Here is a 14,079-nt window from a genome sequence, read left to right as displayed (position 1 = left end):
TCAGACAACTTTGTTGCTTGTGCTGACGCTTTCGCGGGTGAACCCGCTCCCACAGGGACCGCGCCCGGTGGCGACGATTTTTCTCGATCAGAAGTCCTTGCACAGGCGCAAGGCGTCGTAGATCGCCGCATGCACGTTGCGCTGGGCCACGCAGTCGCCGATGCGGTACAGCAGGTAGCCTTCGCCCGGCTGGCTGAGGATCGGCTGTGGCTTGATGGCGAACAGCGCCTCCACGTCGATCTGGCCTTTGTTGCGCGAACCTTCCTTCAGTGCGTAGTACAGCTGCTCGTCAGGACGCACGCCGTTCTCCACCACCACCTGGTCGACCACACGCTCTTCCTTGGCGCCGGTGTATTCGTTTTCCAGCACCGCCACCAGCTTGTCGCCTTCGCGGTAGACCTTTTCCAGCATCATGTCGCCGGTCATGATCACTTCTTTCGGATACATGCTGCGGTAGTAGGTCGGGAAGGTAGTACCGCCCATGGCCACGCCCGGCTTGATGTCGTCGGTGACGATCTCCACCTGGCTGCCCTTGTCGGCGATGAAGTCAGCCACCGACATGCCGGTGAACTCGCAGATGGTGTCGTACACCAGCACGTTCTTGCCCGGCGCAACCTTGCCGTCGAGCACATCCCAGCTGCTGACCACCAGCCCTTCGGCGGCGCCCCAGTGCTCGTTCTGCTCCAGGAAGGAATGCCCACCCACCGCCAGCACGATGATGTCCGGGCGCAGGTCCTGGATGGCAGCCACGTCGGCGGCGGTGCCCAGGCGCAGGTCGACCTTCAGGCGCGCCAGCTCCAGCTGGTACCAGCGGGTGATACCGGCGATCTGGTCGCGCTGCGGGGCCTTGGCGGCGATGGTGATCTGCCCGCCGATCTGCTCCTTCTTCTCGAACAGGGTCACATCGTGGCCACGTTCGGCAGCCACGCGGGCCGCTTCCATGCCGGCCGGGCCGGCGCCAACTACCACCACCTTGCGCTTGGCGCCGGTGGTCTTCTCGATGATATGCGGCACGCCCATGTATTCACGGGAGGTCGCGGCGTTCTGGATGCACAGTACATCCAGGCCCTGGTACTGGCGGTCGATGCAGTAGTTGGCACCGACGCACTGCTTGATCTGGTCGATCTGGCCCATCTTGATCTTGGCGATCAGGTGCGGGTCAGCCATGTGCGCACGGGTCATGCCGACCATGTCCACGTAGCCACCTTCGAGGATACGCGTGGCCTGGTTCGGGTCCTTGATGTTCTGCGCGTGCAGCACCGGGACCTTGACCACTTCCTTGATACCGGCCGCCAGGTGCAGGAACGGCTCCGGCGGGTAGCTCATGTTCGGGATTACGTTGGCCAGGGTGTTGTGGGTGTCGCAACCCGAACCGACCACGCCGATGAAGTCGAGCATGCCAGTGGCGTCGTAGTAGGCAGCGATCTGCTTCATGTCCTCGTGGCTGAGGCCATCGGGGTGGAACTCGTCGCCACAGATACGCATGCCCACGCAGAAGTCGTCACCGACCTCGGCGCGCACAGCCTTCAGTACTTCGAGGCCGAACTTCATGCGGCCTTCGAAGGTACCGCCCCATTCGTCGGTACGCTTGTTGACCCGCGGGCTCCAGAACTGGTCGATCATGTGCTGGTGCACGGCCGACAGTTCCACGCCGTCCAGGCCACCTTCCTTGGCGCGGCGGGCAGCTTGCGCGTAGTTGCCGATCACGCGCCAGATCTCTTCCACCTCGATGGTCTTGCAGGTGGCGCGGTGCACGGGTTCACGGATACCCGACGGCGACATCAGGGTCGGCCAGTTGAAGCCGTCCCAACGCGAGCGACGGCCCATGTGGGTAATCTGGATCATGATCTTGGCGCCATGCTTGTGCATGGCGTCAGCCAGGTTCTGGAAGTGCGGGATGATGCGGTCGGTCGACAGGTTGACCGACGACCACCACTCCTGCGGGCTGTCGATGGCCACCACCGACGAGCCGCCGCAGATCGCCAGGCCGATACCGCCCTTGGCCTTTTCTTCGTAGTACTTCACGTAGCGGTCGGTCGTCATGCCGCCGTCAGTGGCGTAGACCTCGGCGTGCGCGGTGCTGAGCACACGGTTGCGGATGGTCAGTTTGCCGATCTGGATCGGCTGGAACATTGCTTCGAATGCCATGACGCTATCTCCGGCTTACAACGGCTTTGTAACGAACAGGCCATCTTCGTGGCCTTCTTCCGACCCGCCATAGACCTGTTCGGCCACGGTGCGGATCGAGCTGCCGCGGGCAGCGAGAATCTGGTCCATGGCGCCGGCGAACCAGCCGGTGAACATGTAGTCGACCTTGCGGCCGCACTTGCCATAGACGTACACGAACGCGGAGTGCTTGAGCTTGACGCTGCAGGTGCCCTTGTCGAGGTCGATGTCCTGGATTTCGAACAGGCCCCAGCCACGCTGGCTCAGGCGCTTCATGTAGTGCTCGAACACCGCCACGCCTTCCAGGCCATGGCACTCGGCTTCTTTTTCACACCAGTGCCAGGCGGACTTGTAGCCGGCCTTGTAGAGGATCTCGGCGTACTTGTCGGCGCCCAGGACTTCTTCGATGCCCATGTGGTTGTTGACGAAGAAATGGCGCGGCACATACAGCATCGGCAAGGCGTCGCTGGTCCAGACACCGGTCTCGCTGTCTACTTCGATTGGCAATTGCGGGGCGATCTTGGCCATGGAAACTCAACTCCATAAAATTTTTTATCGGGATGCCCCGGCGTTGCTGGCAGGGGCTTTCAGGCTTGGAGAGCGGCTTACTCGCCCCACACGTCCTTGAGGACGTTGACCCAGTTCTCACCCATGATCTTGCGCACCACGCGCTCGGAGTGGCCGCGCTTGAGCAAGGTTTCGGTGAGGTTGGGGAATTCGCCCACAGTGCGGATGCCCAGCGGGTTGATGATCTTGCCGAAGTTGGTCAGGCGACGGGCGTAACCCTTGTCGTGGGTCAGGTATTCGAAGAAGTCCTGGCCGTGGCCCTGGGTGAAGTCGGTACCGATACCGATGGCGTCTTCACCGACGATGTTCATGGTGTACTCGATGGCTTCGGCGTAGTCGTCGATGGTCGAGTCGATGCCCTTGGCCAGGAACGGCGCGAACATGGTCACGCCGACGAAACCGCCGTGGTCGGCGATGAACTTCAGCTCTTCGTCCGACTTGTTGCGCGGGTGCTCTTTCAGGCCCGAAGGCAGGCAGTGCGAGTAGCAGACCGGCTTTTTCGACTCGAGGATGACTTCTTCGGAGGTCTTGGAGCCCACGTGGGACAGGTCGCACATGATGCCGACGCGGTTCATTTCGGCAACGATCTCGCGACCGAAGCCCGACAGGCCGCCGTCTCGCTCGTAGCAACCGGTACCGACCAGGTTCTGGGTGTTGTAGCACATCTGCACGATACCCACGCCCAGCTGCTTGAACACGTCGACGTAGGCGATCTGGTCTTCGAAGGCGTGGGCGTTCTGGAAGCCGAAGAGAATGCCGGTCTTGCCCAGTTCCTTGGCCTTGCGGATGTCGGCGGTGGTGCGTACCGGCATCACCAGGTCGCTGTTATCGCGGATCAGCTTCTGGCTGGCGGCGATGTTGTCGACGGTAGCCTTGAAGCCTTCCCAGACCGACACCGTGCAGTTGGCCGCAGTCAGCCCGCCTTTGCGCATGTCTTCGAACAGCTCGCGGTTCCACTTGGCAATGATCAGGCCGTCGATGACGATGCTGTCGGCGTGAAGTTCGGCTGGGCTCATCAGGCTGTCCCCTTTTATTGAATGGGTTTGCGCCAAACCTTATTGCCGGCGCTTTGGGGCCAGCATATGCCTGTGCCCAAAGGCGCCCCGATGCAAAAACGACAGGGGGTTTGCCGAAAGCGTCAATGCGCGACATCGCGCCCTCTGGCGCGCCGTCTGGCGATGAGAGACAGTCTCGATAACGACATTTCCGGCCGTTTCATGAACATTTCTTCAGGGAGCTATCGTCTTGTCGGCGGCTGAGCGAGAATCCAGCCGATTCGTCAGCCTTGTTGAGGAGAAAACGGATGAAATCAATGGCATGGCTGGTACTGCTGGCTGTCGTATCGGGCGCCCAGGCCGGCGAGGAAGAAAGCACCCCGTGCGACAACGTCGAGACCGACCAGCAGACATTCGCTTGCGCGGCGTTCAACAAGCAGACGGCCGAGCGTGAACTTAAGTCGGCGTATGACGACCTGATACAGCGCATTCGCGACCAGTACGCCGACGAAGGCGACAAGGCAGACGCCTTGGCCGGGCGCATGGAGGCGGCCGAGAAACTGTGGACGCAACTGCGCGATGCCGACTGCAAGGTCGAAACCTATGCCGAGAAACCGGGCAGCAAGGCGTTCGAAGCAGCGTGGAACACCTGCGTGGCACAACGCAGCGATGACCGCTCGGAGTACCTGCAGTCCATCGGCCAGCAGTAAGGGAGTTCCTCGGCAGGAAAGGCTTTCGGCTTATCTGTCTTGACGATCCGAACCAAAGTGCGTTCCCGGCGCCTCACCCGAGGTGCCGATGATGAACTCGATCGGAAACCAAGACATGACCTCTACTATCAGCAAGACCGACATGAACAGCGCCATTGCCGCCCTGAAGAAAGAAGGCGAAGAACGCGCCGTCATGGTTGCCAACACCGTCTGCATCTTTGCCCCGGATGTACCTGCCAGCGTTGCCGAAGACGTGCTCGATGGCATGCGCTTGATGAACCTGTCGGCAAACAAGAAGTTCGACAAGGAAACCCAGCAGCGCGAGTGGTACAACTTCTACAACGACGGCCTGGGCAAGTTCGGCTGGACGCTGACCGGCGCCGCCCATGTCGAGGAGGCAATCGACAAGGACACCCACACGCTGGCCACCCTGGTGCCGCAGATCGTCACCGTCCAGATCGGCGCCAGCCACCGCCTGAGCCGCTGTGTAAAACGCTCCTTCGAAGTGATCGTGCAAACACCCAAGGCGCAGCAACTGCTCGAAGAAAGCAGCGTGAGCGTTTCGGGCAAATCCAGCACCATTCAGATTTCGGCCTGCGAGATGACACCGCAAGGCCTGCCGATCATGCACATGACCAGCGTTCAGCTGAGCTATGACAAGGCTGAGAAAACCGCAGGTTCCGCTGGCCGCATCATCGACAAGTCGAACACCAGGGTATACCGGGCCTCGCAGCAGGGCTCGTTCAGTGTTCGCCACTTCGACGCCATGCGCGAAGCCGTCAGGATGAAGCTGGCCAGCCAAGCGTTCGACATCCTGGCGCTGGACATCTGACCTGCGCCTGGCGCCGCCATGCGGCGCCAGGTTCCCCTTCCTACGCCTACGGCGAGGGCCAGAAGCATGCCCACCAAACCTGCCACCCAACCCTGGGAAGACCTTCATGCCTGCTTGCGCCTGGCGCAACTGGAAGCCAACCAGGTTCACGATCGCCAACAGGATGGCCAGCGCTGGTTCAACCGTTTTCTGCAGGGCCTGGAAAACAGCGGTGTCGAACTGATCGAGCGGACAACGAAAAGCATCAACTGCGTACCCACGGATGCTGTGTTTCAAGACGTCTTCAACGGCTGGATTCCAGCGCCCCAGCGTCGCAACCTCAAGTTCGAGCGGGTTGCCAACGACATACTTAATGGCTTGAAACAGCCAGACCTCGCCCTGCTGCGCAGCACCTCGGCCAGCTCGCACCTGCGCATCGAATTTGACCTGGATGATAGCGGAAGCCCGCTGGCGATCGTCTTCAACCTGTGCTGTTCGACCGACCCGGATGCCCCACGTACGCGCCTTGCCCTGCAACTGGACCACATGGGCGCGAAACTCGACGCCCGGGCTTTCGAGGCGCGGCGAGTACAGGTCGAAAACCGCCTCCAGGCGCTTTCTGACCTCGATCAGTTCTAACCAGGCGGCATTGCACGCTCCAAGGCTGAGGGTGGTCGCCACCGTGCAAATATTGGTCGCCAGAACGCACGGCACAGAGCCTCCATGGGCCGCGCGAAAGATTTCAGTTACTTTTTCCCAGTTTGGCTTCTGTTCGGTAGGTAACTTGGCCGATTCGCTCGATACCTCCTACCGATTGCGCCATGCTCAGCCCCTCAGACAGCGGATACTCCTGATCCATATCTGAGACGATGAAAGCCCCTTCATCGCCGCCCCGATAATTGCGGTGCGCTGCGCGACCTAATCCAGCACATTCTCGACCAGTATGCCGATCAAAGCGACAAGGACACTGCCTTGGTCGGCGCATGGACGCAGCCGAAAAGCTCTTGGCGCAGCTGCGGGATGCTGACCGAGAGGTCGAGCCCTATGCCGACAAGCCTGGCAACAAGGCGCTTCAGGCGGTCTGGGATACTTGCTTTACGTAACGCAGCAATGACCGCTCGGAATACCTGCAGTCCATGGGGCAGCAGTCATCACGCACCGCTCCTCACTTACATTGTAAAAAATCAAAACAACCATCATGAGATGACTTAAAAAGCGAAATTCAGCTCTCGATCTCAGTATTGGCTGCCGCCCTAGCCCAACACAGCTAATAATACGGTCATTAGATGCGCCGTGAAATCCAAGCTAAGTCAAGAAACACCAGATAGCCGGGAACTATATCTCTCTCCATTAAACCCTGCCAAATGCCGAAGATTCCAAGCTCCGCAGCTAACTGCTGCTTTTCAATTGGAGCGTCACATGCAGGGCCCTTTAGTTCTACCTGACCAGTATGTCTATCCTACAAATAGAATCCCAGTAATACTCCCCACACTTTATCCCTTTGGGTTACCTCACTGGCCATATGCCGCGCCTGGCCCATTCATCTCTGATATACCACCTGCCACTCCTTCTCCAACGGCACTCCCGAAACCAGAGCAACTGCTGGATGCAATCAGAAGTGAGAACACCAGCAAATTTGAATTAGGCAACATTATTCAATCAGTAACTGAAGAAGTTGAGGAACTGGCAGCCACTCTCTACGCAAATGACATCAATGCGCGAAAATATGCAATGGAGGACCTAATTCTACAAAAACTAGATGAGATACCGCTTCTCGACACTAATGCCAGACAACTATTAGGTTTCAATTCTACATGGAGGTCTTCTGCATCCGTCATCTCCAGTTACGAGCAAAAATATGGAAAAATAAGCGACAACCCAGACCTTTTCGTTCAGAGAGCCACACAGAGCTACGCCCACTCTAAGACTAGGGACTTTATTGCACTCCAGATTTATCATCTATCGCAACAATTGCAGGGCAGCACTACAGAGCAAGTACGGGCCCGCGTCCAAGCCCGAGAAGCCGCGCGTATGGCAGCCAGAGCTGCCGCAAATGCCGAAGCAGAGCGTATCGCCGCTGAGGCTGCCGCGAAGGCCGAAGCCGAGCGTATCGCCGCCGAGGCTGCCGCGAAGGCCGAAGCCGAGCGTATCGCCGCCGAGGCTGCCGCGAAGGCCGAAGCCGAGCGTATCGCCGCCGAAACTGCCACAGTCCGAGCAGCAAATACATACTCTACATCTGGTTCCATTGCACAAATCAGCTCGGTCGTGCTTACGGCTGCAGGCACAGTGTCGAGTAATACCCCCCTGTTCTCACTTCGCACAGTATTAGGAACTGCGATTGGAGCACTAGAAGGTTATGCGGTCGCTGTAGGCTCGGGTTTCATCGTCGGTGTTTCGGCTTTGCTCTACTCGCCTCGGCTCGGTAATGGTGAGCTCCCTGATCGCTACAGCCTGCAAACGCCGCTGTCAGATCTAGCTCCCCAAGTAAGCATAGCATTGGCAACCAATGAAGGCATAAGCAGCACAGCTGAGATGCCCTACCGTTTCAGCTCCCGGACCACGGCCGAGGGCGCCTCGGAAATTTTCGTAGTCAAAGCTAACGGCGGCCCCGTTCCATTTGAGGTACGTGTACTTACCGCTTCATTCGACGCACAACGCAACATCTATACCGCGACCACCGCAGACTCACCGCCGCGGACCCTCACCTGGACTCCTATCGACAAACCAAGAGACTCCTCTACCAGCCTGCCCTCTGAGCAAAAACCTCCGAAGATTTATCCCGGAGCTGAATTGCTACCGGTTGAAATCAGGATTGACAGCTACCCAGGTATTGCTGACGCCAACCTTGATGACTACATCGTTGTTTTTCCTGCAGACTCGGGGCTGCCGCCAATCTACACAATGTTCAGGGATCGGCGAGAAGATCCTGGTACGGCAAGTGGGTACGGCCCTCAAGTTGACGAATCGTGGTCTAGAGGCGCTTCGACAGGTGAAGGAGCCCCCATTCCAATGCAGGTTGCTGACTTGCTGCGGGGGAGAAACTTCCCAAATTGGCGGTCCATGAGGGAAGCGATCTGGAAAGCAATTGGCAATGACGAAATGCTTTCAAAACAATTCAGTCGGGTGAACATTTCTAGGATGAGAAAAGGGCTCGCTCCGTACGTTCCCAAAAATGCTCGTGTCGGGAAACGAGTTGTGGTGGAACTGCATCATAAAACATTGATTTCTCGGGGCGGAGAAGTGTACAACGCAGAGAACATTTTCCTTACGACTCCCGACCTCCATATCCAAATTCACCAAGGCAATTAAAAATGAATGATTCTATTAGCGATATTAAAGAAACAGATTTTTTGGAGTTTGTAAAAAAAATATACATAGTTGACTACCCTAGCGACGAAGCGCACCGTAGCGCTGTGGAGAAATTTGAGCAACTGTCAGAGCACCCTGCTGGATCAGATCTTCTTTTTTACCCAGAGGAAGGGAAAGATAGCCCTGAGCAAATTGTGGCCGAGGTGAAGGCTTGGCGTGCTGCAAACGGCAAACCAGGATTTGCTCAACCCTAATATGTGCCCCCCCGATCAGTTGTAAAGGCGGTCAAATAACTGATCGGGGCTCCCACCTCGTCTAACCAAACAAGTTTTCCAAGGAGGCGAGAGTTGAACCTCAATGGCTCACGAGGACCAGTCACACCACCCGGGCCAACCGATCCTCCCGCGGACACCGCTCGAACCGTGCCCGGTAGCTGCGTGTGAAATACGACGCCGACTCGAACCCGCACGCCACCGCCACCTCCAGCACACTCATGTCGGTCTGGCGCAATAGCTGCCGAGCCTTGTCCAGTCGCAATCGCAGATAGAAGCCACTGGGCGTGTCGTCCAGATGCAAGCGGAACAGGCGCTCCAGTTGCCGCCGAGTCACCTGCACTGCATCGGCCAGCACCTGGGTGTTGAGCGGCTGCTCGATATTTCGCTCCATCTCGCCGATCACCTTTACGAGCTTCTTGTTGCTGATGCAGTAACGGCTGGCGATCTGCATGCGCTGGTGGTCCTGGCGCTGGCGAATACGCCCGAGCACGAACTGCTCGGACACCTGCACCGCCAGCTCGCTGCCATGGGCCTGGCCGATCAGGTCAAGCATCAGGTCGATTGACGCGGTACCGCCTGCGCAGGTGATGCGACGCCGATCGATCTCGAACAGCTCCTGGGTCACCTGCAAGCGTGGATAGCGCTCCTTGAACGCCTCCAGCGCCTCCCAGTGCACGGTGGCGCGGTGGCCGTCGAGCAGGCCGGCCTCGGCCAGCACCACCGCGCCGGTATCGATGCCACCCAGAACCACCCCCTCATGGTCCAGGCGGCGTAGCGCCTGCTGCAGCGCCGGCCCATAACAGGCCAATGGCTCGAAACCGGCGACGATCAGCAGGATGCCACCAGGCTCGCCCGCCGCCAGCGCTGCATCGGCGTTCACCGACATGCCATTGCTGGCCAGCACCGCCCCGCCGTCCAGGCTCAACACCTGCCAGCGATACAACGGGCCCTTGAAGCGGTTGGCCACCCGCAGTGGTTCCAGGGCACTGATGAAACCCATGGCCGAGAACCCGGGCAACAACAGGAAGTGAATGATTTGCGGCATTGCATGCTCCACGGCAAAGGTGGTCGCCTCCGTGCAAATGTTGGTCGCCAGGGTGCGATTTTCCACCCTGACAGCAGCGTAGCTTCTTCATACGACCCAGAGAGGTCGAACCCCAATAACAATATGCACTGCCGATGGAGAGCCACCATGCACAGCTTGATCCGCCGCAGCCTGTTGACCCTTGCCCTGAGCAGCATCGCCACTTCCCCACTATTCGCCGCCGAGCCCGCGGCTTGCAAGAACGTCCGTCTGGGCGTGGTCAACTGGACCGACGTCATCGCCACCAGCGCCATGGCCCAGGTGCTGCTCGATGGCCTTGGCTACCAGACCAAACAGACCAGCGCCTCGCAGCAGATCATCTTCGCCGGCATCCGCGACAAACGCCTGGACATGTTCCTGGGTTACTGGAACCCGATCATGACCCAGACCATCACCCCGTTCGTCGACGCCAAGCAGGTCAAGGTGCTCGACAAACCCAGCCTGGAAGACGCCCGCGCCACCCTGGCGGTGCCCAAGTACCTGGCCGACAAGGGCCTGAAGACCTTCGCCGACATCCACAAGTTCGAAAAGGAACTGGGCGGGAAAATCTACGGCATCGAACCGGGTTCCGGCGCCAACACCCAGATCAAGGCGATGATCGCCAAGAACCAGTTCGGCCTGGGCAAGTTCCAGCTGGTCGAGTCCAGCGAGGCCGGCATGCTCGCCGCCGTCGATCGCGCGGTGCGGCGCAACGAAGCCGTGGTGTTCTTTGGCTGGGCGCCGCACCCGATGAACGTGAATATCGACATGGTCTACCTGGGCGACAGCCAGGACGCCCTGGGCCCTGACGAAGGCCGCGCGACAGTGTGGACGGTGACCGCGCCGGACTACGCCGAACGCTGCCCCAATGCCCACCGCCTGCTGGCCAACCTGAACTTCAGCGCCGAGGACGAGAGCCGCATGATGCAGCCGCTGCTCGACCACAAGGATGCGCTGGAGTCGGCCCGCCAGTGGCTCAAGGACCACCCCGAGGACAAGGCCCGCTGGCTGGAGGGTGTGACCACCTTCGATGGCAAGCCGGCTGCTGACAACCTCAAGCTCACTGCCAACTGACACCCCCCCTTCGCAGCACAAGGCTGCTCCTACAGGTACAGCGCATAGAACAAGGTCTGCGCAGACCCTGTGGGAGCGGGCATGCCCGCGAAAAGGCCACCACAGCTCTCTCAAGGAACCCCGACATGAACCACGACGTCATCATCACCTGCGCCCTCACCGGCGCCGGCGACACCGCCTCGAAAAGCCACCTTGTTCCAGTCACCCCCAAGCAGATCGCCGAGTCTGCCGTAGAGGCCGCCAAAGCCGGCGCCACCGTGGTCCACTGCCACGTGCGCGACCCGCAAACCGGCCGCTTCAGCCGTGACGTGGCGCTGTATCGAGAAGTCATGGAGCGCATCCGCGAAGCCGACGTGGACATCATCGTCAACCTTACCGCGGGCATGGGTGGCGACCTGGAAATCGGCCCGGGTGAAACACCACTGGAGTTCGGCGCGGGTACCGACCTGATCGGCCCACTGGAGCGTCTGGCCCATGTCGAAGCGCTGCTGCCGGAAATCTGCACCCTCGACTGCGGCACCCTCAACTTCGGCGACGGCAACTCGATCTACGTCTCCACCCCGGCACAACTACGCGCCGGCGCCAAGCGCATTACCGAGCTGGGGGTAAAAGCCGAGCTGGAAATCTTCGACACCGGCCACCTGTGGTTTGCCAAGCAGATGATGAAGGAAGGCCTGCTCGAAGACCCGCTGTTCCAGCTGTGCCTGGGTATCCCGTGGGGCGCTCCGGCCGATACCACCACCATGAAGGCGATGGCCGACAACTTGCCGCCAAACGTCACCTGGGCCGGGTTCGGTATCGGTCGCATGCAGATGCCGATGGCCGCACAGGCGGTGCTGCTGGGCGGCAACGTGCGGGTGGGCCTGGAGGACAACCTTTACCTGGACCGTGGCGTGCTGGCCAGCAACGGCCAGTTGGTCGAGCGCGCGGTGGAAATCATTTCGCGCCTTGGCGCCCGTGTGCTGACCCCGGCCGAAGGCCGGGAAAAGATGAACCTCAAACGCCGCTGACACTTTCAGGAGCCCAACATGACCTTCATCACCGAGATCAAGACCTTCGCCGCGCTGGGTAGTGGCGTGATCGGCAGCGGCTGGGTTGCGCGCGCCCTGGCCCACGGCCTGGACGTGGTCGCCTGGGACCCGGCGCCAGGCGCCGAGCAGGCCTTGCGCAAGCGCATCGCCAACGCCTGGCCGGCACTGGAAAAGCAAGGCCTGGCACCAGGCGCATCACAAGACCGCCTGAAGTTCGTCGCCACCATCGAGGAATGCGTCCGCGACGCCGATTTCATCCAGGAAAGCGCCCCTGAACGCCTGGACCTGAAGCTCGACCTGCACGCAAAGATCAGCGCCGCCGCCAAACCCGACGCGATCATCGGTTCCAGCACCTCGGGCCTGCTGCCCAGCGAGTTCTACGAGTCGGCCACCCACCCCGAGCGCTGCGTGGTCGGCCACCCGTTCAACCCGGTGTACCTGCTGCCGCTGGTGGAAATCGTCGGCGGCAACCGCACCGCTCCCGAGGCCATCGAAGCGGCCCGGACCATCTACACCGCCCTGGGCATGCGCCCGCTACACGTACGCAAGGAAGTGCCCGGGTTCATCGCCGACCGCCTGCTCGAAGCGCTGTGGCGCGAAGCACTGCACTTGGTCAACGACGGCGTGGCCAGCACCGGCGAGATCGACGATGCCATCCGCTTCGGCGCCGGCCTGCGCTGGTCGTTCATGGGCACGTTCCTCACCTACACCCTGGCCGGTGGTGATGCGGGCATGCGTCACTTCATGGCCCAGTTCGGCCCGGCGTTGAAACTGCCCTGGACCTACCTGCCGGCGCCGGAACTCACCGACAAGTTGATCGACGATGTGGTCGAAGGGACCTCCGAGCAACTGGCGGATCGCAGCATCGCCGCGCTGGAGCGCTATCGTGATGACACCCTGTTGGCAGTGCTGGAAGCGGTAAAGACCAGCAAGGCCAGCCACGGCATGGCTTTCGGCGACTGAGGAGACCGCGATGCCCGCACTGATCACCTACCGCACCCCGGTCCAGGAGGACTGGGTCGACTACAACGGGCACCTGCGCGATGCCTACTACCTGCTGATCTTCAGCTACGCCACCGACGCGCTGATGGAGCGCATCGGCCTGGATGCCGACAGCCGCGGCCAGAGCGGTAACTCGCTGTTCACCCTGGAGGCGCACATCAACTACCTGCACGAAGTGAAGCTGGGCACCGAGGTATGGGTGCAAACGCAGATCATCGGCTTTGATCGCAAGCGCCTGCATGTCTACCACAGCCTGCACCGGGCAGGGTTCGACGAAGCGCTGGCGGCCAGTGAGCAGATGCTGCTGCATGTGGACCTGGCGGGGCCGAGGTCGGCACCGTTCAGTGAGCGGGGTGTCGAGTTGCTGCAAGGGTTGGTGGATGAGCAGCAGGATGTGCCCCCGGCTGAGTTCGTCGGCCGTGTGATAGCCCTGCCTACACCAAACTGAGCAGCAACATATAACCTGTGGGAGCGGGCGTGCCCGCGAATGCGGCGGTAAATCCACCATCGCATTCGCGGGCACGCCCGCTCCCACAGGTCATGTATTCAGGCAAAAAATAACCCCGGAAAGCCGTGAGCATCCGGGGCCAAGAGCGAGCAACATCCACTGTACACGAACGAGGGTGACCAAACCCTCCGTTGCGGCAGATGGCTTGAGTTTGCGCACTTCCCGAACACTGGATTTAGCCGTAAACGACCTGTTCTTAGCCAAAGCAGCCATGGCGCCATTCTGTTGTTGCGGGCATGTCGCCGGCGTCACAGAATCGGTCGTAAATCACAGCAGCACTCTCTTAGCGATAAAAGGGACAACAGCCATGATGCATGCGGATTTGATTGACCAGGACGATCTGGCAGGCCACCTGCGCGCGCGCGGGTTCGAGATTCCGGCCGGCGCTACTGCCGAGCAGGCGTGCGAAGCGGTGGTGCGTGGGCTGACCGAGCCCAATGCACGGGCGCTGAAGGGGATGGTGGAGCAGATGTATACCGGTAGTGCGACGATCCTGCCGGCGGTGCGCCAGGCCATCGACAAACAGCTGTTGCCGGCGTTGGCGCAGTTCAACAAGCGCGGCTGACAA

At 60.3% G+C, this 14,079-nt stretch carries 14 protein-coding genes; 10 read left to right on the top strand and 4 right to left on the bottom strand.

Going from position 1 to position 14,079, the window contains the following annotated elements:
* Nucleotides 1-87 precede the first annotated feature (87 nt).
* The 3 genes from dgcA to GYA95_RS20310 all read right to left on the bottom strand — a co-directional run bounded on the left by dgcA (nt 88) and on the right by GYA95_RS20310 (nt 3,749).
* Nucleotides 88-2,148: a dimethylglycine demethylation protein DgcA gene (gene dgcA / locus GYA95_RS20320; RefSeq protein WP_013970508.1), complete on the bottom strand. Its 2,061-nt coding sequence runs from the start codon at nt 2,146-2,148 to the stop codon at nt 88-90.
* A 15-nt stretch (nt 2,149-2,163) separates the two neighbouring features.
* Entirely contained in the window at nt 2,164-2,694 is a 531-nt protein-coding gene (locus GYA95_RS20315) for a DUF5943 domain-containing protein (RefSeq protein WP_013970507.1), read from the bottom strand.
* A gap of 77 nt (nt 2,695-2,771) precedes the next feature.
* Nucleotides 2,772-3,749, bottom strand: coding sequence for a dipeptidase (locus GYA95_RS20310; protein ID WP_003257506.1), 978 nt, complete (start codon nt 3,747-3,749; stop codon nt 2,772-2,774).
* Between the two features lie 287 nt (nt 3,750-4,036).
* Between GYA95_RS20310 and GYA95_RS20305 the strand changes: the two genes are divergently transcribed.
* The 5 genes from GYA95_RS20305 to GYA95_RS20285 all read left to right on the top strand — a co-directional run bounded on the left by GYA95_RS20305 (nt 4,037) and on the right by GYA95_RS20285 (nt 8,812).
* Nucleotides 4,037-4,438 (top strand): lysozyme inhibitor LprI family protein, encoded by a 402-nt coding sequence (locus GYA95_RS20305; protein WP_003257504.1) that lies wholly within the window; start codon nt 4,037-4,039, stop codon nt 4,436-4,438.
* A gap of 115 nt (nt 4,439-4,553) precedes the next feature.
* Nucleotides 4,554-5,270, top strand: coding sequence for a hypothetical protein (locus GYA95_RS20300; protein WP_080958440.1), 717 nt, complete (start codon nt 4,554-4,556; stop codon nt 5,268-5,270).
* A 66-nt stretch (nt 5,271-5,336) separates the two neighbouring features.
* Nucleotides 5,337-5,888 carry a hypothetical protein gene (locus GYA95_RS20295; protein WP_015268648.1) on the top strand — a complete coding sequence of 184 codons (552 nt, stop codon included), beginning with the start codon at nt 5,337-5,339 and terminating at the stop codon, nt 5,886-5,888.
* A gap of 780 nt (nt 5,889-6,668) precedes the next feature.
* Nucleotides 6,669-8,558, top strand: a complete 1,890-nt coding sequence (locus tag GYA95_RS20290) for an S-type pyocin domain-containing protein (protein WP_080604832.1) — start codon at nt 6,669-6,671, stop codon at nt 8,556-8,558.
* Nucleotides 8,559-8,560: 2 nt separating this feature from the next.
* Complete coding sequence (locus GYA95_RS20285) at nt 8,561-8,812, top strand: bacteriocin immunity protein (RefSeq protein WP_015268645.1); 252 nt, start codon at nt 8,561-8,563, stop codon at nt 8,810-8,812.
* A 121-nt stretch (nt 8,813-8,933) separates the two neighbouring features.
* On the opposite strand, the gene GYA95_RS20280 is transcribed toward GYA95_RS20285, so the two are convergent.
* Nucleotides 8,934-9,878, bottom strand: coding sequence for a GlxA family transcriptional regulator (locus GYA95_RS20280; RefSeq protein WP_015268644.1), 945 nt, complete (start codon nt 9,876-9,878; stop codon nt 8,934-8,936).
* Between the two features lie 147 nt (nt 9,879-10,025).
* Here GYA95_RS20280 and choX point away from each other — a divergent pair, with 147 nt between their 5' ends.
* From choX to GYA95_RS20255, 5 genes are all read left to right on the top strand, one after another.
* Nucleotides 10,026-10,970 (top strand): choline ABC transporter substrate-binding protein, encoded by a 945-nt coding sequence (gene choX, locus GYA95_RS20275; protein ID WP_015268643.1) that lies wholly within the window; start codon nt 10,026-10,028, stop codon nt 10,968-10,970.
* Nucleotides 10,971-11,095: 125 nt separating this feature from the next.
* Nucleotides 11,096-11,980 carry a beta-keto acid cleavage family enzyme gene (locus GYA95_RS20270; protein WP_015268642.1) on the top strand — a complete coding sequence of 295 codons (885 nt, stop codon included), beginning with the start codon at nt 11,096-11,098 and terminating at the stop codon, nt 11,978-11,980.
* A gap of 18 nt (nt 11,981-11,998) precedes the next feature.
* Nucleotides 11,999-12,964 (top strand): L-carnitine dehydrogenase, encoded by a 966-nt coding sequence (locus GYA95_RS20265; protein WP_015268641.1) that lies wholly within the window; start codon nt 11,999-12,001, stop codon nt 12,962-12,964.
* Nucleotides 12,965-12,974: 10 nt separating this feature from the next.
* Nucleotides 12,975-13,451, top strand: a complete 477-nt coding sequence (locus GYA95_RS20260; RefSeq protein WP_015268640.1) for a thioesterase family protein — start codon at nt 12,975-12,977, stop codon at nt 13,449-13,451.
* Nucleotides 13,452-13,818: 367 nt separating this feature from the next.
* Complete coding sequence (locus tag GYA95_RS20255) at nt 13,819-14,076, top strand: hypothetical protein (RefSeq protein ID WP_003257487.1); 258 nt, start codon at nt 13,819-13,821, stop codon at nt 14,074-14,076.
* Nucleotides 14,077-14,079 lie beyond the last annotated feature (3 nt).

The organism is Pseudomonas asiatica (assembly GCF_009932335.1).
GTDB lineage: Bacteria > Pseudomonadota > Gammaproteobacteria > Pseudomonadales > Pseudomonadaceae > Aquipseudomonas > Aquipseudomonas asiatica.
This window is presented reverse-complemented; position numbering and strand designations above follow the sequence as displayed.